At 40.2% G+C, this 19,113-nt stretch carries 17 protein-coding genes; 12 read left to right on the top strand and 5 right to left on the bottom strand.

The features are described from left to right. The first annotated feature begins 362 nt into the window (after positions 1-362). The 3 genes from V7L31_RS29950 (at position 363) to V7L31_RS29960 (ending at position 4,456) form a co-directional block, all read left to right on the top strand. A complete protein-coding gene (locus tag V7L31_RS29950; protein WP_334699594.1) occupies positions 363-1,586 on the top strand; it encodes a sensor histidine kinase in 1,224 nt (407 codons plus the stop codon). A 652-nt stretch (positions 1,587-2,238) separates the two neighbouring features. Then, the gene (locus V7L31_RS29955; RefSeq protein ID WP_334699595.1) at positions 2,239-3,606 is read left to right on the top strand and encodes an ATP-binding protein; all 1,368 of its coding nucleotides are present in this window, start codon (positions 2,239-2,241) and stop codon (positions 3,604-3,606) included. Between the two features lie 67 nt (positions 3,607-3,673). Further along, the gene (locus V7L31_RS29960; RefSeq protein ID WP_334699596.1) at positions 3,674-4,456 is read left to right on the top strand and encodes an ABC transporter ATP-binding protein; all 783 of its coding nucleotides are present in this window, start codon (positions 3,674-3,676) and stop codon (positions 4,454-4,456) included. A gap of 2 nt (positions 4,457-4,458) precedes the next feature. Here V7L31_RS29960 and V7L31_RS29965 read toward each other — a convergent pair whose 3' ends face one another. Then, on the bottom strand, positions 4,459-5,139 hold the full coding sequence (locus V7L31_RS29965) for a tetratricopeptide repeat protein (RefSeq protein ID WP_334699597.1): 681 nt from the start codon (positions 5,137-5,139) through the stop codon (positions 4,459-4,461). Positions 5,140-5,769: 630 nt separating this feature from the next. On the opposite strand from V7L31_RS29965, the gene V7L31_RS29970 reads away from it, so the two are divergent. Both V7L31_RS29970 and V7L31_RS29975 read left to right on the top strand, forming a co-directional pair. Then, positions 5,770-6,096 carry a YbjQ family protein gene (locus tag V7L31_RS29970; protein WP_334699598.1) on the top strand — a complete coding sequence of 109 codons (327 nt, stop codon included), beginning with the start codon at positions 5,770-5,772 and terminating at the stop codon, positions 6,094-6,096. Between the two features lie 313 nt (positions 6,097-6,409). Then, positions 6,410-7,042, top strand: coding sequence for a hypothetical protein (locus tag V7L31_RS29975; protein ID WP_334699599.1), 633 nt, complete (start codon positions 6,410-6,412; stop codon positions 7,040-7,042). A 191-nt stretch (positions 7,043-7,233) separates the two neighbouring features. Here V7L31_RS29975 and V7L31_RS29980 read toward each other — a convergent pair whose 3' ends face one another. Next, positions 7,234-7,506, bottom strand: a complete 273-nt coding sequence (locus tag V7L31_RS29980; RefSeq protein WP_334699600.1) for a hypothetical protein — start codon at positions 7,504-7,506, stop codon at positions 7,234-7,236. 229 nt (positions 7,507-7,735) lie between these two features. On the opposite strand from V7L31_RS29980, the gene V7L31_RS29985 reads away from it, so the two are divergent. Further along, positions 7,736-8,227, top strand: coding sequence for a DUF1499 domain-containing protein (locus tag V7L31_RS29985; protein ID WP_334699601.1), 492 nt, complete (start codon positions 7,736-7,738; stop codon positions 8,225-8,227). Positions 8,228-8,416: 189 nt separating this feature from the next. On the opposite strand, the gene V7L31_RS29990 is transcribed toward V7L31_RS29985, so the two are convergent. Together V7L31_RS29990 and sufR are read right to left on the bottom strand one after the other, a co-directional pair. Continuing rightward, entirely contained in the window at positions 8,417-8,677 is a 261-nt protein-coding gene (locus tag V7L31_RS29990) for a hypothetical protein (protein WP_334699602.1), read from the bottom strand. 60 nt (positions 8,678-8,737) lie between these two features. After that, the gene (gene sufR / locus V7L31_RS29995; RefSeq protein WP_334699603.1) at positions 8,738-9,421 is read right to left on the bottom strand and encodes an iron-sulfur cluster biosynthesis transcriptional regulator SufR; all 684 of its coding nucleotides are present in this window, start codon (positions 9,419-9,421) and stop codon (positions 8,738-8,740) included. Positions 9,422-9,666: 245 nt separating this feature from the next. On the opposite strand from sufR, the gene sufB reads away from it, so the two are divergent. The 5 genes from sufB (at position 9,667) to V7L31_RS30020 (ending at position 15,663) form a co-directional block, all read left to right on the top strand. Further along, entirely contained in the window at positions 9,667-11,106 is a 1,440-nt protein-coding gene (gene sufB, locus V7L31_RS30000; RefSeq protein ID WP_334699604.1) for a Fe-S cluster assembly protein SufB, read from the top strand. 101 nt (positions 11,107-11,207) lie between these two features. Next, positions 11,208-11,996, top strand: coding sequence for a Fe-S cluster assembly ATPase SufC (gene sufC / locus V7L31_RS30005; RefSeq protein WP_179068081.1), 789 nt, complete (start codon positions 11,208-11,210; stop codon positions 11,994-11,996). Further along, positions 11,996-13,363 carry a Fe-S cluster assembly protein SufD gene (gene sufD / locus V7L31_RS30010; protein ID WP_334699605.1) on the top strand — a complete coding sequence of 456 codons (1,368 nt, stop codon included), beginning with the start codon at positions 11,996-11,998 and terminating at the stop codon, positions 13,361-13,363. The genes sufC and sufD overlap by 1 nt, the downstream gene beginning before the upstream one ends. Positions 13,364-13,391: 28 nt before the next feature. Then, entirely contained in the window at positions 13,392-14,654 is a 1,263-nt protein-coding gene (locus V7L31_RS30015; RefSeq protein ID WP_334699606.1) for a cysteine desulfurase, read from the top strand. Between the two features lie 325 nt (positions 14,655-14,979). Continuing rightward, complete coding sequence (locus V7L31_RS30020) at positions 14,980-15,663, top strand: ATP-dependent Zn protease (RefSeq protein ID WP_334699607.1); 684 nt, start codon at positions 14,980-14,982, stop codon at positions 15,661-15,663. A gap of 658 nt (positions 15,664-16,321) precedes the next feature. Here the strand turns inward: V7L31_RS30020 and V7L31_RS30025 are convergent. Continuing rightward, the gene (locus V7L31_RS30025) at positions 16,322-16,504 is read right to left on the bottom strand and encodes a CsbD family protein (protein WP_334699608.1); all 183 of its coding nucleotides are present in this window, start codon (positions 16,502-16,504) and stop codon (positions 16,322-16,324) included. Between the two features lie 436 nt (positions 16,505-16,940). On the opposite strand from V7L31_RS30025, the gene glgX reads away from it, so the two are divergent. Continuing rightward, positions 16,941-19,067 carry a glycogen debranching protein GlgX gene (gene glgX / locus V7L31_RS30030; RefSeq protein WP_334699609.1) on the top strand — a complete coding sequence of 709 codons (2,127 nt, stop codon included), beginning with the start codon at positions 16,941-16,943 and terminating at the stop codon, positions 19,065-19,067. Positions 19,068-19,113: the final 46 nt, after the last annotated feature.

A 19,113-nucleotide genomic window follows, 5' to 3' on the forward strand; every position in this document is an offset into this window, starting at 1 on the left:
GCGATGCCTGCGACGGGCTATGCCTACACTCAAGGATATTTTACCTTTATCTGAACAATGGTGCTGAGGTATTTGCGTGACACAAGGCAACATCCAACTAAACAGTATGTTGACTTCTGTTTTCAAGGCCAAAAGCAATTATGGAGTGAAAATTCAGGAGTGCTGAGTGCAATTATTACTTTTTTTTACTCTAAGCCGAGTTACTCAGCACAGGCTAAACCTTAGCTATCCGCTAACAGCACTGTTTCGGTGATAGTGCATTCATACACAAAATAATTTGAACATAAAAATGCTAAAACGTAGATATAGCAATAGTTTATAGACCATTCATAAATTTTTTACGTCTATTTCGGTTCAATACCATGTTAAACTCTGCAATTGTTCAGTCCTTCATTATCACCCTAATTACTCTTGGCGCTTGGATAATGGGACTATCCATTCTCAGGACTCAAAAAATTCTCAAATTATTTAAGACAGAACCAGACAAACTGAGTTGGCAAATCATGTTTTTACTCATGGTTTTTTTTCTTGGTGGTTATTCGTTATGCATCTATTTAACAATTGCAAGGCTGATTGAATGGATACCATTGCTCACTGGCATGGTTTTCTTTTTCGGAGCATTATTCGTCTTTTTTAGCGTTACTATCTACTACCACACACTGCAACGATTGTTTCTAGTACAGGAAAAATACCGTACAGCAAAAGAAAATGCAGAATCAACTTTATTTAAATTACAAGAAACTCAGCAAGCTCAAATGCAATTAATTCAACGCGAAACTATGTTGGCGTTAGGAACAATGGTTGTTGGGGTTGCCCACGAAATTAATAATCCAGTGAGTTTTATTCATGGAAATTTAGAATATCTTCATCAGTATAGCCATGACTTACTAAATCTTCTAGCAACTTATGCTTCTGTATATCCAAATCCAGATATCAAAATAGTTAAGGCTCTTGCTAACAGTGACTTAAGCTTTATCCAAAGCGACTTGCCAAAGCTGCTAAACTCGATGCAGGTTGGCACAACTCGTATTGGAGAAATTGTAGAATTGCTCTCAAATTTCTCACGTTTGAATGAAGCTGACTATAAAAAAGCTGACATCCATCAGGGTATTGATAGTACACTAGTCATTTTGCAGCATCGGCTTAACGGTTCTTCTAGTAATCACAAACCTATTTCAGTGATTAAAAAGTATGGGAACATCCCTAAGATTTTTTGTAATCCTCGCTCTTTAAATCAAGTTTTCTTAAATTTAATTAATAATGCCATTGATGCCTTAATTAAAAAAGCAGATATTCTTGGTCAAACTACAGATAAAACACCAACTATTTTAATTCAGACATTTCATTCTGAGGAAAATCAAATCACTATCTCAATCGCTGATAATGGTTGTGGCATGAGTGAAGAGATTTGCCAGAGCATTTTCCAACCTTTTTTTACTACTAAGCCTGTTGGTCAAGGAACTGGTTTAGGTTTGTCTATTAGCCATCAAATTATCGTTGAGCAACATGGTGGTTCTATCAAATGCACTTCCATTGCAAATCAGGAAACTAAAATCGATATTAGACTTCCAATTAAACAAGCATAAAATAGCAATTGTAGTAATGCTTATTCTACAAAACAAAATATCCTATAGGGCATTTTTTGCATACTTTTTACTTCCTATTTATCCTCATAGTACATACGCAATCGTGGCGAAAAACGAAGCCTTTGAAATTACTTAGCTTCTCTACTATGGGCTGCGCCAATACTCATTAATTGCGTAAAATCGTAGTCTATACGTAAGTACTCAGAGACAATATAAATTAACGTGAATTCGATTGCTCATATAATATCAACCCAATTTGCTCAATCAAAAAACCTCTCCCTGGTTTTACCACGCAAAACCGTCCTTCTCCGAGTCGGAGAGGGACATACTTGAACTAAAGTTCAAGGCAGGGAGAGGTTCGTCAAACTCACGTTAAATTATCCGTATTGGCGGTTAGCGATGCATATTCTTTTCTTATTTTTACTAGTCAATTCTTGTCTAAATTCTCAACACGTAAGTTCTTTAACATTAGTAGAAATATTGTCCAGCATAGAAAAGCATGGGATACCCTAATAGCAAAAGTTTTGCGGCATAACTGTGAGTTTAAGCAGTAATTAGGGAAATATAAGTTTGATTAACTTTGCAATTATCGCAATGCTTGTTCGGGGCGTCACCATAAACGTTACTTCAAAATAAACAAAGGATTGAAAGTATGTTGGCTATACATAGCATGACAAATGCTAATAATCTGAACTTGCGATTAGAGTCTACTTTGCAAGAATTACCGCTTTGGTCTATTTACTTCGATGCAGATAGTCCAGCAAATGATTTGAATAGACTTTTTAAGCAAGAGCCTTTACTACCAGGAATTATCCTAGTGAAAAATCATAACTATGTGGGCATGATTTCCCGACAAAGATTTTTTGAACACATGAGCCGTCCCTATAGTTTCCCACTATTTTCTAAACGACCTGCGATAAATCTGATTAACTTTCTGCAACCAGATGTATGTGTAATTTCTGAGGAGACGCTCATTGTAGAAGCAAATAAAGTAGCTTTGCAGCGAGAGCCTCAATTTGTATATGAGCCGATTTTAATAGAAACTCAGTTAGGCAGCTATAAAATACTCGATTTCCATCAGTTACTTTTAGCTTATTCTCAAATTCATATTTTAACATTAGCTCAACTAGAGCAAGTAGAAGAACAATCTAGAATCGCCAAACAAGGTTTTCGTAACCTGAAGAATAATTATACTCGATTAATTCAGAATGAAAAAATGGCGGCTTTGGGGCAACTTGTTGCTGGGATTGCACACGAAATCAATAACCCTGTTAACTTTATTGCTGGCAACCTGGTTTACGCGCTCAACTACACTCAAGATTTACTAAAATTAATTAGCCTATACCAACATCATTATCCTACACCAGTAGCAGAAATTCAAGCTGCGATCGCAGAAATGGAACTAGAATTTTTAACTGCTGATTTTCTCAAGCTTCTTAATTCTATGAAATTTGGTACTGAGCGTATCCAAGAGATAGTTCTTTCCTTACGCAATTTCTCTCGCCTCGATGAATCTGAGAAAAAAATAGTTGATATTCATGAAGGTATTGATAGTACTCTAATAATATTACAAAGCCGTCTAATCAATCAGCAAATAGGTCAAACAATTACTATTTCTAAAGAATATGGAAACCTTCCTCTAGTAGAATGCTATCCTGGGTTAATAAATCAAGTATTTATGAATATTATAGCAAATGCAATTGATGCTATTTTAGAGAGTTTTGAATCAGATGATTCAACTCTAAAATCACCCTTAATTCGTATTCGTACTGAAGTCACAGATAATCAGCAAGTAGTTATTCGCATTGCCGATAATGGTACTGGAATTCCCAAAGATATACAAAAGCGATTATTTGACCCTTTTTTCACCACTAAACCCGTCGGTAAAGGCACTGGATTGGGGTTATCCATCAGCTATCAAATTATTGTAGAAAAACATTGTGGTCAACTGCAATGTATATCTAATGTAAAAGAAGGAACTGAGTTTATTATTACAATTCCTGTCCAACTTAATTCATGAAAAGTTAAGTAAGTAGACGTAAATATTTGTCGTTGATATAAGGTAGGATAGCGCAGCGGTAGCGAGTTTGCGTACCCTTACAGGGAAGCAAGCTACGCTTTTAGCATCTCGTAGAAAGCGTCGACAGAAGGTAGCTACAGCAGTCGGGATGAGTTTGGAAGAGTTGTTTTCTGAGATTGATGGAGGTGAGGCATTGCAACAAGTCAGTGTAGATAATGATTTAACCGTTTGGGAAAATATGGAACTGCATGGGAGACTACATCACATTAGTAACCCGCAGCGACAAAAATTGATTAATCAATGGCTAGAGTATGTTGAACTAGCAGAAAAACGTGATGATTTGGTAAAAACCCTGTCTGGAGGTATGAAACGACGGTTGCAGATTGCGAGAGCTTTATTGCATCAACCGCAAATTTTGTTTTTGGATGAACCAACGGTAGGACTAGACCCCCAAACTAGGCGACGCCTCTGGGAAATTATTCGGGATTTAAATAAACAAGGGATGACGATGCTACTGACGACCCATTATATGGATGAGGTCGAATTTTTGTGCGATGCCTTTGGCTCTACCAAGCCAGGACGCATCGGTATTATGGATAGCGGTAAACTGATTTCTTTGGGGACTTTACAACAGCTGCGTTCTACTCACGGTGAAGGTTTGGTGATGAAACAATTAGGTGTGTCTGATGTGGGAAGTGATGGCGCTCGTAGTTGGGAATATCTGTTTTTCCCATCCTTGGAAGCAGCAAATATCTACTTAAATGAACAGCCTGATAAAACCGGAATGATGGTGCGTCCCTCTAATCTGGAAGATATTTTTGTAGAATTAACGGGACGCCAGTTAGATTAACCTCATCCTCCTAACTGCCGCAGCATGGCTTCTACCCTTTCTACGCCACCTGAGTCATTGCGGCGCTTGTACAAGTCACGGGCTTTCTGAAGCAAGCTGTTCGCTTGTTTGGTTTGTCGTCGCTGTTTATACATTGAACCCATCAACTCATAAGTTTGGGCGTTGTTTTTATCCAAGTCGATGGCTTGTTGGTATGCCCAAGTAGCTGCATTATAGTCTCCCATACGCGATTGCGTCACAGCCAATCCTAAATAGGCGTTGACGTTGTTACGATTCAGCTGTATGGCACGACGGTAGCCTTCCTTTGCTCCTGGTGTGTCGCCCAAATTCGCTTTGATGTAGCCCACAGCGTAGTAAAAATCACTGTTGTTAGGGTTAATTGCGATCGCTTTACGATAAGCTGCTAATGCTGCCTGGTAATTTCCCTGTTGAGCGTATAAATACCCAATGCCTGAATGGATTTTAGCATTTTTGGGATCTAAACTAGCTGCTTGTTGATAAACAGCGATCGCACCACCATAATCACCGGCATCCACTAGCCTCCGTCCTTCTTCTAGCAGTTGCTTTAACTCTGGGTTTTTGGCTTGTGCCACTAATACCTGAGCCTGAGCTACTGAAGGTATGGTGAAGGTAAAACATCCTAGTAACACCACGCTAAACACGAATGATGTTGGCTTGTACACAGTAAATTTCCTGAAATTTTAGAGAACTTTTTTCTTGTACATTAAAACAAAAATATGGACTTTTGAAAACTGTATTTATTCGTATTGGTTAAGATGTTAATAGTTCATTCATCTTTCCTTTACAATCAGCACTGCGTAACAGAGTTTTCACGGAAGGATAAAGTGTAAGATATCAACTTTCACATTAAGTTAGCTTACATATAAACCAGTACAAACGCAAAATAACACCTTTTTGAGTCAGTAGTTATACGTGCTATTCGGAAAATCTCAACAGGTATCTGACTTAATCCTAGATATTGATGTGCCAAGGTTACAGGGTTTAAGATTCATTCCTGTTTTTTATTTCAATCCAATTTATAGTTCTTAATACTACCTTTTGAAAAGTCATCATCTAGGCATTCGCATCATTCTTTGGTCATTACACGGTAAGATAAATTTAATTCGTCAAATGTTCCTTGAAATCCTGGTTTATATTTATGACAGTACTAAAGCTGAAAGTGCAATCTAAAGTGGTGTAACAGGATGTTTATCAAACCTATATTCTGTCATCTAAGTTACAATTGCTCAATTATTTAGATAAATATCTGAAATAATAAATATTAAAATATATCCTAAGGAGAAGGTTAATTTATGATTATAACTACAACTGATGTGATTCAAGGAGCCGTGATTGATTCATATTTAGGTATTGTGACAGCAGAAGTAGTCTACGGCAGCAATTTCTTGCGGGATTTTTTGGCTGGAATTCGCGATATTATTGGTGGACGCACTGCTAGCTATGAGCGTCTATTTGAGCAGGGTCAACGCAAAGCACTAGAAGAGTTAGAGCAACGCGCCCAACGTTTAGGAGCAAATGCTGTAATCGGGATTGAAATTGATACTGGCACAATCAATCTCGATCAATCAGGAGTTCTTTTGCTGATTACTGCCACTGGTACAGCTGTGAAAATGCGTTAAAGTAATTCCTAATTCAGTTTTTTCTTAAGTCTACTTACATACACCAGTCAAACTGTTTTTCATAAAAGCTAATAATTTAATTATAATTAGAAAGTTTTTATATGATAATTTATTAATTATTCAGATATTAATAAATACTAAATCTTCTTAAAAATTCTTAAATAAAAAAGTCTATTTATTCTCACTAAAGATACACCTATTAACTCTTTCTATTGATAGAGATAAAAACAGATGATTTCGTTATTTAATTTTAAGCATAGATGAATATATCTGAGCAAAAACTTTGCTGAAACAGCACTGGAGAACATAATCTATGTCATACGTAAATCGGACAGGCAATGACGTTATTCCTACTGATACCGTGGTAGCAGGTAGAGTAGCTGAATATCACGATCGTGTTCGCTGGGGGCCGATTATTGCTGGTTTGTTGGTTTCTTTAGCTACACAATTAATTTTGAGTTCTATCATTGCTGCGGTTGCGGCAGGCACAGTTGCAGGTTCAGGCGCACCCAGAACAATAGCGCCTAACGCTGCGGGTAATGCAGGGCTTGGGTCAATTATCGCTTTACTAATTTCCCTATTTACTGGTGGTTGGGTTACAGCCCGTGCTTGTGGGCCGATGAACCGCAATACAGCTCTTCTTAACGGCGCAATTCTTTGGGCAACGACTTTGGCAGTTAGCTCATGGCTTTTAGCAAGTGGAGTATCTGGTGCTTTTGGTGTTGCTGCTTCTAACGCCGGAGAAGTCATAAACCAGGTACAACAGCAAGGTGGTATTAATGTACCACAACCAAACATAAGTGCCCAACAAGCTCGTGAAACGGCAGCTAATATACGTTCGGGATTGTGGGGGTTTGTCTTTGGTTCTTTGTTGGGTTTAATAGCCGCAATGATTGGAGCCGTAACTGGCGCTCGTAGTCATCGGACTAACAATTACAATACTTAAATAATTGTTTGAAAAATCAAATGTTATTTATTTTAAATAAAAGCACCTTTTCTCAAGGTGCTTTTTGTTATAGCTATATTGTTTGCCAAAAAATCAGCAAAGGTGAGATTGCCATAACAGCCAGATTGAGATATGGTATGAATCAAAAAATTCTTTTAATCCAAAATCCAAAATCTAAAATTGCTACTCAACTAAGATACTTTTGGTTGTTGCCACAGCACGAGTTTCAATTCAGAACAGTTACAAGCCCCATTACTAATTTGGTGTTCGTGGCCAGCTAGCCAATCATAAATTTGTGCAGCTTTTGCTAATGCCACTTTTTCTGAACGATAAAGCCGAGGAGTAGGGCAGTAAGCTTGGCCATTGATATGTATAGCTGCAATTTGCCAATAGTCGCTGTCTTCACCCTCTGGTATAACGTCTAAAAATCCGTTATTGTAAGACTCGATTATTCCTATATTCATCTACAACCATCAAACTTTCTAACGTTGGCCACAACAAAGCCGATACCAGCCAATTCTTCCGAGTCAAAGCTGGAATCACCAGGGAATGCAGTAGTAATCCCTACTAATGATTTTGGGTTCGTAGTCAATGAAAATCTGAATTATTGGTCACTTTTTAGCTTGATTGCGTTATTGTCAGCAATAATGGCAAGAGGAATGTGCTATTTAAATCTTGAGGCATCAATTTATCATGTCCCGTCTGCTAACATCTATCACACAACGACTTTTGCAGAGTGTCACTTTTGCAATACTACTAACTTTAATTAGTAGTTTCATATTTACTGGGGCTACTTGGGCTGCTTCTTCTGCTTTGGGAGTTGATAATGGTCATCTGAGTTCTTGTCCGGCTTCAGACAACTGTGTTGTCAGTCAAAACGCAGATAAAAAACACGCCATTGACCCGATTCCTTATCATGTAGACCGCAATGCAGCTAAAGAAACTTTACTGAAAGTAATCAGTGTTGTTCCTCGTACAGAAGTTATAGAACAGACAGATAATTACATTCACGCTCTTTCTAAAAGCCGCATCTTCAAGTTTGTTGATGATGTAGAGTTTTATTTACCTCCCAATGAGTCTGTAATTCATCTGCGTTCGGCATATCGAGTGGGAGAGTCGGATCTCGGTGTCAACCGCAGGCGTGTAGAACAAATTCGTTTGGCTCTACGCGATTTAAATATTTGATTAATGTTAATGTGAGTTCACCTCATTGAACATGATCTAATTTCCCTTGGAAAATTCAGATAAACCAAAAACACTTGTAGAGACGACGATTTATCGCGTCTCAAAAACTCTGAACCATATTGCCTAAAAAAATAGAACCCCGACTTTTGATGATTAGTCGGGGTTCTATTTTTTTAGTTTATATCTAGTTCACCATTTCAGATATGAAGCTTCAAGTCCCTGCTCACGCCGAATTTTGCCATCTTCTTCAAACCAAGCAATTAATTGTTGGGCTGTCAAATCTTCAATTGCAACACCGTATTCTTGGGCAATATGCTTTAAAAGCTTCAATGATGAAATTGTCAATCTTGTTAAAAACTTTTCTGGGGAAGACAACAAAGCTGCGTCTACTTTTGCTGACTCTTCCAGGGTTAAAAATTGCGCTGATGGTTGCTGTGGTATTACGTCCATAAAAGCTATTTTAAACTTAGTTGGGCATAGGGTATTAAAAAAAGGACTAATGACTAATGACTAATGACGAATTTGTACTAAATAGCCACAACGGTGTTCGCCATCAATAATCCAGTGGGTGCGTTCTACGGTACAATCAGGTAAGACGGCTGCAAACATTTCTAATTCGTGGCCACAGATACTCGGAAAAGATTCGGCAACGTTAGAAATAGCGCAGTTATGCTCCATTAAGATAAAGCGATCGCACTCAAAGCTGTCATTCACATCAACCGGGTGACACTCTGCCATGAACCCTTCCGCTTTTCTCAACTCTACTAAGTTGGCTACCCGTTCTCGCAGCGAACCGTTACCGACGCGATCGCGGTATTCTAGAGCTTTGCGCTGCCACTGTTTCTCTAAAATCGATTTAAATTGGTCGTCTCCTACCGTTTCGGCTAAGGTGTCTAGCAACGAAACCGCAAAATTGCCGCTTGCATCACCAAAGCGATCGCTCATTGTTCGGTGCAAGCGATGGCGTCCTTGACGACTCAATTCATAAAGATGTTGCGGACGCCCCATCCCCGCCGCCTGCACTGATGTCGAATACAAAACTAGCTCCTCCGTCTCCAAATCTTTGAGATGGCGACGAATAGCTTGGGGGGTAACGTCTAAAACTTCAGCTAGCTCCAAAGCCGTTGCTTTTTCGTGTTTGTGCAGATATTCTAGGATATCTTGCTTGGTTGAGGACTGGTGGGTAGTCGCCATCTTCATGTGGTGCGAGACGTTCAGCGAACGCCCCAAAAATTAATTTCTTTCAAAATTTGACTTTGACAACATTGTTGTTGTTAATTTAGCGTAAAATGAAGATAGATTAAACAACATAGCTGTTGTTTTACTCTCCACCACTATTCTAGCAGCCGTGTAACCATTCCGTAACGGGAAATGAGAATCGGTTAGCCGCAGCCCGTCTCCCATCCTAAAAGAGTTCCGAACACGAGAGATTATTACTGATGAGTGCCACTGTCAAAACCTTAGTCAACCAACCCTACAAGTACGGCTTTGTCACAGACATTGAGTCCGACACCATACCGCGTGGACTAGACGAGGACGTTATCCGCTTGATCTCCTCTAAGAAGAACGAGCCGCAGTTCATGCTGGACTTTCGCCTCAGAGCTTATCGCCAGTGGCAAAAAATGACGGAGCCAACTTGGCCGAATGTCAAGTATCCGCCAATCAATTATCAGGATATCATTTATTACTCAGCGCCGAAACGCAAGAAAGAAAAACTAAACAGCTTGGATGAAGTCGATCCAACCCTTTTAGAAACCTTTGAGAAGTTAGGCATTTCCCTATCTGAACAGAAACGATTGGCAAACGTCGCTGTCGATGCGATTTTCGATAGCGTTTCTGTCGCTACTACATTTAAAGAAAAGCTAGCTGAAGATGGCGTTATTTTCTGTTCGTTTTCGGAAGCATTGCAAGAACACCCAGAATTAATCAAAAAATACCTGGGTAGCGTTGTTCCTATCGCTGACAACTATTTTGCCGCCTTGAACGCTGCCGTATTTAGCGATGGCTCTTTTGTCTATATTCCTAAAGGCGTAAAATGCCCAATGGAACTATCTACCTACTTCCGCATCAACTCTGGTGACACGGGACAATTTGAACGGACTTTGATTGTCGCCGAAGAAGGTAGTTATGTTTCTTACCTCGAAGGTTGCACCGCACCGATGTATGACAGCAACCAGTTGCACGCCGCAGTTGTGGAACTTGTCGCCCTTGATAATGCCGAAATTAAATACTCCACTGTGCAAAACTGGTACGCTGGTGATGCTAACGGTAAAGGCGGTATTTACAACTTTGTCACCAAGCGCGGTTTGTGTCAGGGCGTAAATTCCAAGATTTCCTGGACTCAAGTAGAAACAGGTTCGGCAATTACTTGGAAATATCCTAGCTGTGTTTTGGTGGGTGATAACTCTGTGGGTGAGTTCTACTCGGTGGCGCTGACAAATCATAAGCAGCAAGCTGATACGGGTAGTAAGATGATTCACGTAGGTAAGAATACCCGCAGTACAATTATTTCTAAAGGAATCTCCGCAGGTAATTCTAGTAATAGCTATCGGGGTTTGGTGAAAGTTAACCCGACGGCGAAAGGGGCGAGAAATTATTCTCAGTGTGACTCAATGCTGATTGGGGATAATGCCCATGCGAATACTTTCCCTTATATTCAGGTGCAAAATAACGGTGCGAAGGTGGAGCATGAAGCTTCTACTTCTAAGATTGGGGAAGATCAGTTATTTTACTTTGCTCAACGGGGTATTTCTTCAGAAGATGCGATTTCGATGATGATTAGCGGCTTCTGTAAGGATGTTTTTAATCAGCTACCGATGGAGTTTGCTGTGGAAGCTGATAAGTTGTTGAGTTTGAAGTTGGAAGGCAGTGTTGGATAAATGGAAGCAAGGATAAACACAGGGACATCGGCGTTCTGTGTTTATCTTTTGGAAGAGTAACGAACCGCAGAGGCGCAGAGAGCGCAGAGAAGGGAGAGAAGATGATTATTGAAAATAGTGAAGTTGTGCTGTCAGTAAGGAATCTGACGGCTAATGTTGATGGGACACCGATTCTGAAAGGTGTGAATCTGGAGGTGCGATCGGGTGAAATTCATGCGATCATGGGGCCGAATGGTTCTGGTAAGAGTACCTTTTCTAAAGTGTTGGCTGGGCATCCGGCGTATGAGGTGACTGGCGGTGAGGTGATTTTCCAAGGGCAAAATCTGTTGGAATTGGAACCGGAGGAACGCGCTAGAAGTGGTGTGTTTTTGGCGTTTCAGTATCCGTTAGAAATTCCGGGTGTGAGCAATTTGGATTTCTTGCGGGTGGCGTACAATTCCCGGCGGAAGGCGCAAGGTTTAGAGGAAATAGACGCTTTTGATTTTGATGATTTGATTGAGGAAAAGCTGGATGTGGTGAAGATGAATCCCAGTTTTCTCAGTCGGAGTTTGAATGAAGGGTTTTCTGGTGGCGAGAAGAAGCGGAATGAAATTCTGCAAATGGCGTTGCTGGAACCAAAGTTAGGAATTTTGGATGAAACTGATTCAGGTTTGGATATTGACGCGCTCCGAATTGTGGCGAATGGGGTAAATCAACTGGCAAGTCCAGAAAATTCGACAATTTTGATTACTCACTACCAACGGTTACTCGATTATATTGTGCCTGATTTTGTCCATGTGATGGCACAGGGGCGAATTATTACCAGTGGTGGTAAAGAACTGGCACTAGAATTAGAGTCTCGCGGTTATGACTGGGTGCTAGAAGAATTTGCAGCTGAGGTGGGTGTGTAATGAGTATTCAAATATCTCCTAGTCCAATTCCTAATTCAAATGCAGTTAGTTTGACATCGACTTTGTTAGATAGAGATGATTATCTGACTGGGTTGTTAAATCAAGTAACGGCAACGAAAACAGAGGGATGGTTACAGGAATTACGCCAAGGTGCTGCTAATTGGGTACGTCACTCGATTCTCCCAACTACCCGCGAGGAAGAATGGCGATTTACTGATTTGTCGTCTCTGCGAAAGGTGCAATTTAATGTAGAGACGTTGCATGCAACGTCTCTACAATTTGATATTTTGCCAGAAGCGGCTAATAGTCGTTTGGTATTTGTGAATGGCGTTTATGCGCCGGAGTTATCCGCAGTTACAGATTTACCATCTGGGATTGTGGTGAGTAATTTTGCTGGCTTATCTGAGGTTGAACAGCAGGCTGTACAGCAGTATTTAGCCCAAGCTGAGGGAGCGCAAGAGGTTTTTACTGCTCTCAATACGGCTGGGATAACTGATGCAGCTGTGGTGTGGGTGAAGAAGAATGTGGTAGTTGAAACGCCAATTCATTTGGTGTTTATTTCAGGTGAGACGCTGACGATTTCGCAGCCGCGTTGTTTGGTGGTGGCGGAAAGTGGTTCGCAGGTGACGTTGGTTGAGGAGTATGTGGCGCTCATGTTGCCTACCCCACAAGAGGGGGGAGTATATTTTACTAATGCGGTTACGGAAGTTTGGGTTGGTGACAATGCCCAAGTGAGTCACACTAGAGTTGAGCGGGAAGGTGCAGAGGCTTTTCATATTGGGAAAACTGCGATCGCACAGGCTCGTGATAGTCGATATACTTGTCATGCCATAACTTTAGGTGCAAAGTTGTCACGGCACAATTTGGAAATTTTGCAAACTGGTGAGCAGACACAAACTACTCTCAATGGTTTGACGATAATTTCTGGTAAGCAATTGTCTGATACTCACAGTGCGATCGCACTCAACTATCCTCACGGTACAAGTGACCAATTGCATAAGTGTATTGTAGGCGATCACGCTCACGCAGTCTTCAATGGTAAAGTGTTGGTTCCCAAACGAGCGCAGTTGACAAATGCATCCCAACTGAATCGCAATTTGCTGCTATCATCGAAAGCCAGAGTTGATACTAAACCCCAATTGGAAATTACTGCCGATAATGTAAAGTGCGCTCACGGTGCTACCGTCAGCCAATTGGAAGATGACGAAATATTCTATCTGCAAAGTCGGGGAATTGATGAAAATGATGCTCGAAAGTTGTTAATCAACGCCTTCGCTGCTGAAATCATCAACCAAATACCAGTTCCTTCTCTGCGAGAAATCCTTTTAAACACAGTCAATAATCTTAAGTCTCTGACTAATGACTAATGACTAATGAATAATAACTAATCTACCAATGACTTTCACTCCTACCAAAACCCTTGCTGATAAAGTTCGCGCTGACTTCCCGATATTGCATCAGGAAGTCAACGGTAAACCCCTGGTTTATCTCGATAATGCTGCGACATCGCAAAAGCCTTTATTCGTATTAAATACCCTGCGGGACTATTACGAGCAATATAATGCTAACGTGCATCGAGGTGCCCATTCTCTGAGTGCTAAAGCTACTGATGCTTATGAAGGTGCTAGAGATAAAGTTGCCAAATTCATTAATGCTGTATCCCGTCAGGAAATCGTTTACACCCGCAACGCAAGCGAAGCGATTAACCTAGTAGCTTACAGTTGGGGAATGAACAATTTGCAGCCGGGAGATGAAATTATTCTCTCGGTGATGGAACACCACAGTAATATTGTGCCTTGGCAATTCGTGGCGCAAAAAACGGGTGCAGTCCTGAAATTTGTAGAATTAACACCAGAAGAAACTTTTGATTTGGAACAGTTTAAAAAGCTGATTTCAAACAAAACTAAATTAGTATCAGTGGTGCATATTTCTAATGCTTTGGGTTGTATTAATCCAGTGGAAGAAATTGGTGCGATCGCTCACAAATACGGTGCTAAATTTTTAGTTGATGCTTGCCAAAGCGTTCCTCACTACCCCATTGATGTACAGAAAATAAATTGTGATTGGTTGGTAGCTTCCGGCCATAAAATGTGTGCGCCAACTGGGATAGGATTTCTATATGGCAAGTTAGAATTATTGGAATCAATGCCACCATTTTTTGGTGGTGGTGAGATGATTGCAGAGGTGTATTTAGACCATTCTACTTATGCAGAATTACCGCATAAATTTGAAGCTGGTACACCTGCAATTGGAGAAGCGATCGCACTTGGGGCTGCGATAGATTATCTTAGCAATATCGGTATGGATAAAATCCACGCCTACGAAGCAGAATTAACGGCTTATTTGTTCCAACAATTAGAGCAAATTCCCCAAATTAGAATTTACGGCCCCAAGCCAAATGCAAAAGGTGAAGGTAGAGCTGCTCTTGCGTCATTCACAGCCGGAGAAGTCCACGCCAACGACTTATCTACATTATTAGATCAAGAAGGCATTGCAATCCGTTCTGGACACCACTGTACTCAACCATTACACCGTTACTTAGGTCTGGCTGCAACCGCACGAGCAAGTCTATCTTTCTACAACACCCGTGAAGAAATTGATATTTTCATCAAAGCACTGAAAGAAACTCTGGACTTTTTTGCAGGTTTCCTTGCTTAAAGTTACAAAATATCTAGATACTAATTGTGCCAAATATCAGCAACATATCTTGCTAATAATTGGCACAATTTAATTATCTGGATTCTTTACAAGAGCAACTAAAGTGTCATACAGTGACTTTATAGCAGGAGGCAGAAGGCAAAAGGCAGGAGGTAAAAGTCTTGCTATGCCTGGCATTCAAGTATTTAAAATGTCCTAACCTATGTGCCTACCGCTATACTTTAGATAGAGTTAGAAAAACCGTGGACATGATATTATTCATTCTGAATTCTGACTCCTGACTCCTGAATTCTGTTCGATAAAGAAGATTCTCAGAAAAGTTTCAATGAGCCAGACTAGCCTAAATTTAGTTGCAATATCTATCTTTCTGATGACCCTATCGGTATTGCTGGGGCCATTCTTAAACTTATCACCAGCAGTACCGGCACTTGCTACCTTCACTATCTTAGGCATAGCGACATTAGATAGTTTCAGCTTGCAAGGCAAGGGTGGTACTATTTTTTTAGATTGGATTGCTGGTTTTTCAAAAGAACATCGCGATCGCATCGTCCACCACGAAGCTGGGCATTTTTTGGTTGCTTACCTGTTGGGTATTCCTGTTACTGGGTATACACTCAGCGCTTGGGAAGCCTGGAAACAGGGTCAAACTGGGCAAGGCGGCGTTAGCTTTGATGATGGCGAATTAGCATCTCAACTAGAAGTAGGTAAAATCAGTGCCCAAATGTTAGACCGCTACTGCACTGTTTGGATGGCGGGTATTGCTGCTGAAACTCTAGTTTTCAATAATGCTGAGGGTGGAAGTGATGATAAAAGCAAGCTGATAGGAGTCTTGACAATTTTGGGCTTTTCTGAATCAACTTATCAGCAGAAACTACGGTTTCATACCCTCCAGGCAAAAACCCTACTCCAAGAAAATTGGTCTAATTATGAGGCTTTAGTTAATGCCATGCGACAAGGCACTTCGGTAGAAGGTTGTCAGGCTGAGTTAGAAGTAGGGAGTAGGGAGTAGGGAGTTACAGCACTGACAGCTATTATGCAATACAGACCGCCAGACCGCCAGGGAATAGAATCCCCTGTCTAATGGTGCAAGTCCTCTAGAAGAGGACTAGAAAAACTTGGGTTAAAGCACTGACAGCTATTATGCAATATGGTACAGTTTTTCTTCTTGCCCTTTCCTATCATAGCTTTCAGCTTTGAGGATGTACCTCATAACTGCCGGAAGCGCTGTAATGTACAACGTGGCAGGGGCACAACAATACTCATTGGTGTCAACTTAAGCTAAAAATGGCTTATCTGTTGCCTTCCTCACCCGGCGTGAAATAAGTTTCTTTGGCTTTTAGCTAAAGTCTACTGAAGTAGACTGGAGATTTTGGGCGATATTTAGTCATCTTCAGATGACTTTTAGCTATGAGGCGGGAATTTCAATTCCCGATGGACGAGCGGTTTCACGTTAAGTCACATTAAGTTGACACCAATGAGCAATGCTGTGCCCTTACGACACATGTGGTTCAAATACATGAAAACTGCTGTAACAAACCATATTGAATTAAATATATATATTATTTTGCTTTTATTTTCTTATTTTCATAGTGTGGTTGGGTTACGCTTTGCTTCACCCAACCTACAATTTTTCTTAGCCCAGGCGTATTGACACTACACCAGCTAAATTATTCTACAATTTTCTTAACTTCGTCCTTAATGTTTTCTACAGTGTGAGAAACTTCGGCTTCAGCTTGCTTTGCTTGTCCTTCAGCTTTGTCTTGTGGATTACCGGTTATTTCACCCACAACCTCTTGAATTTTTCCTTCAATATTTTTTGCAGTAGCTTCTATTCTTTTTTCGATAGTCATGGTTTTTATCTCCAGCTTGTAGTTGATTCAGCTACTACATAAACTAACAACAAGGTATTTTTTTTTACATCCCCCAATCGGTAGAATAATTTAATAAATTAACTTAACCTAAGATAGATGTGGAATGCCGTGTAAGCACATAATTGTAAAAGATAAGTGTATCTTACATGAAACTTATATTAATTTTCCATCTCCACCGGGGTTAGTCCCGCCGAAGCGATCGCAATTTCCACAACTACCGCTTGAAATCTGGAATTTTTCTCACTTAGGGAATAGAGATTTATATTGCTAATGATAGAGCAGATAACATTATTTATCAGTTAGATTTGAATGTTAGTGATTTTAACGAATTATTAGTAACTTTCAATTTTGACTAATTGTTCAAAAAAGTCAAAATTAATTATTTGCCGAAAAACAAATCATTCAAGATTTACTTATGTATGTAACTTTATGGCCAGGTAAAGTATATCCTTTAGGTGCGACTTGGGATGGTAAAGGAACAAACTTTGCTTTATTTTCGGAAAATGCAACAGGGGTAGAACTTTGTTTATTTGATAATGATGACGAAGAAATTCGCTTACCTCTGACAGAAAAAAACAATTTTGTTTGGCATGGTTATTTACCAGGAGTTGGGCCAGGTCAAAAATATGGGTTTAGAGTGCATGGGATTTGGGCACCGGAAGTAGGTCATCGATTTAATCCCAACAAACTATTGATTGACCCCTACGCTAAAGCAATTGACGGTGAATTTAGTAACGATCCATCTGTCTTTGGCTACTCTCTAGACGCTGAGGAAAAAGACCTAGTTTTTTCTGAACTAGATGATGCCAAAATAATGCCCAAGTGTGTTGTAGTCGATCAATCTTTTGATTGGGAAGGCGATCAACTTCTTGCTACACCTTGGCATACAACTGTTATTTATGAAACTCACGTCAAAGGCTTTACAAAACTACATCCAGGTATTCCAGAAGAGTTGCGCGGCACTTATGCCGGGTTAGCGCATCCGGCTGCAATTCAACACTTACTGCAATTGGGAATTACAGCAGTCGAATTGATGCCAGTACATCATTTTCTATCTCATCCAGGACATTTAGAAGACAAAGGATTAAAGAATTACTGGGGCTATGATTCCATCAACTATTTTGCACCCTATTCTAGTTACAGTGCTAGTGGTACTGGGGGACAACAAGTCGCTGAATTCAAACAAATGGTCAAGGCACTACATTTTGCTGGAATTGAAGTTATTTTAGATGTAGTTTACAACCACACAGGCGAAGGAAATCATTTCGGGCCAACGCTATCTTTGCGAGGTATTGATAATTCTGTATATTACCGTTTGGTAAAGGACGATCCTCGTTACTACATGGATTTTACAGGCTGCGGTAACTCTCTGAATGTGCGTCATGCTCAAGTTCTGAAGTTAATCATGGATAGCCTGCGCTATTGGGTAATAGAAATGCATGTAGATGGCTTTCGATTTGATTTGGCCTCAGCGCTAGCACGAGAATTATATGAAGTAGATAACCTATCAGCTTTCTTTGATATTATTCATCAAGACCCAATCTTGGCAGATGTGAAGCTAATTGCTGAACCTTGGGATTTAGGAGAAGGCGGCTATCAAGTCGGGAATTTTCCACTGCGTTGGTCTGAATGGAATGGAAGATATCGGGATACAGTCAGAGATTTTTGGCGTGGTGTAGATGATAGTTTAGGACAATTTGCTTATTGTTTTACTGGTAGCCCTGACCTATATCAAACCAATGGGCGTAACCCAAATGCAAGTATTAATTTCATAACTGCTCATGATGGTTTCACGTTAAATGATTTGGTCAGCTACAACGAAAAGCATAATGAAGCAAACGGGGAAGATAGTAGAGATGGTGAAAGCCATAATAGATCCTGGAATTGTGGTGCAGAAGGCGAAACCGACGATCCAGAAGTAATGCGTTTGCGCGAACGGCAACGAAGAAACTTTTTAGCAACCCTAATGCTATCTCAAGGTGTCCCAATGCTATTAGAGGGGGATGAGATTGGCTGTAGTCAAAAGGGAAATAATAATGTTTACTGCCAAGACAATGAGATTTCTTGGCGGCATTGGGATTTGCATAAAGCGAATTCGGATTTACTAGACTTTACACGCGAACTAATTAATTTTCGCCATCAGCATCCAGTATTGCGACGACGTAAGTGGTTTCAAGGTCGCCCCATCCACGGATTAGGCATTAATGATATTGCTTGGTTTAATTCTGATGGCAGTGAAATGACTGAGACGCAATGGCTAGTTAGTTATGCCAAAGTAATGGAGATTTTTTTGAATGGGCAGGGAATAGCTACTCCAGGGGATCGTGGTGAGCGGATTATTGATGAAAGTTTTCTGTTGTTTTTTAACGCTCATTACGAGTTAATTGACTTTGCTTTGCCCAATGAATTTAAAGAAAAAGTATGGGAGATAGTAATTGACACTAATGAACCTCGCTTTTTAGATCGGGGAAAATTAGTTTCAGGTTCTCAAACTGTGCCAGTTACAGATCGCTCTCTGATGGTGTTACGCCTGATCGGTTAGCAATACGAGGAGAAAAAGAGATTTAACCATATAGGAAAATATATTT

Source organism: Nostoc sp. (assembly GCF_036916655.1).
GTDB lineage: Bacteria > Cyanobacteriota > Cyanobacteriia > Cyanobacteriales > Nostocaceae > Nostoc.

What these genes read in the sequence shown, in the direction of transcription:
- V7L31_RS29950 (WP_334699594.1), top strand. Translation starts at nt 363, where the DNA reads ATGTTAAACTCTGCAATTGTTCAGTCCTTCATTATCACCCTAATTACT.
- V7L31_RS29955 (WP_334699595.1), top strand. Translation starts at nt 2,239, where the DNA reads ATGTTGGCTATACATAGCATGACAAATGCTAATAATCTGAACTTGCGA.
- V7L31_RS29970 (WP_334699598.1), top strand. Translation starts at nt 5,770, where the DNA reads ATGATTATAACTACAACTGATGTGATTCAAGGAGCCGTGATTGATTCA.
- V7L31_RS29975 (WP_334699599.1), top strand. Translation starts at nt 6,410, where the DNA reads ATGTCATACGTAAATCGGACAGGCAATGACGTTATTCCTACTGATACC.
- V7L31_RS29980 (WP_334699600.1), bottom strand. Translation starts at nt 7,506, where the DNA reads ATGAATATAGGAATAATCGAGTCTTACAATAACGGATTTTTAGACGTT.
- V7L31_RS29985 (WP_334699601.1), top strand. Translation starts at nt 7,736, where the DNA reads ATGTCCCGTCTGCTAACATCTATCACACAACGACTTTTGCAGAGTGTC.
- V7L31_RS29990 (WP_334699602.1), bottom strand. Translation starts at nt 8,677, where the DNA reads ATGGACGTAATACCACAGCAACCATCAGCGCAATTTTTAACCCTGGAA.
- sufR (WP_334699603.1), bottom strand. Translation starts at nt 9,421, where the DNA reads ATGGCGACTACCCACCAGTCCTCAACCAAGCAAGATATCCTAGAATAT.
- sufB (WP_334699604.1), top strand. Translation starts at nt 9,667, where the DNA reads ATGAGTGCCACTGTCAAAACCTTAGTCAACCAACCCTACAAGTACGGC.
- sufC (WP_179068081.1), top strand. Translation starts at nt 11,208, where the DNA reads ATGATTATTGAAAATAGTGAAGTTGTGCTGTCAGTAAGGAATCTGACG.
- sufD (WP_334699605.1), top strand. Translation starts at nt 11,996, where the DNA reads ATGAGTATTCAAATATCTCCTAGTCCAATTCCTAATTCAAATGCAGTT.
- V7L31_RS30015 (WP_334699606.1), top strand. Translation starts at nt 13,392, where the DNA reads ATGACTTTCACTCCTACCAAAACCCTTGCTGATAAAGTTCGCGCTGAC.
- V7L31_RS30020 (WP_334699607.1), top strand. Translation starts at nt 14,980, where the DNA reads ATGAGCCAGACTAGCCTAAATTTAGTTGCAATATCTATCTTTCTGATG.
- V7L31_RS30025 (WP_334699608.1), bottom strand. Translation starts at nt 16,504, where the DNA reads ATGACTATCGAAAAAAGAATAGAAGCTACTGCAAAAAATATTGAAGGA.
- glgX (WP_334699609.1), top strand. Translation starts at nt 16,941, where the DNA reads ATGTATGTAACTTTATGGCCAGGTAAAGTATATCCTTTAGGTGCGACT.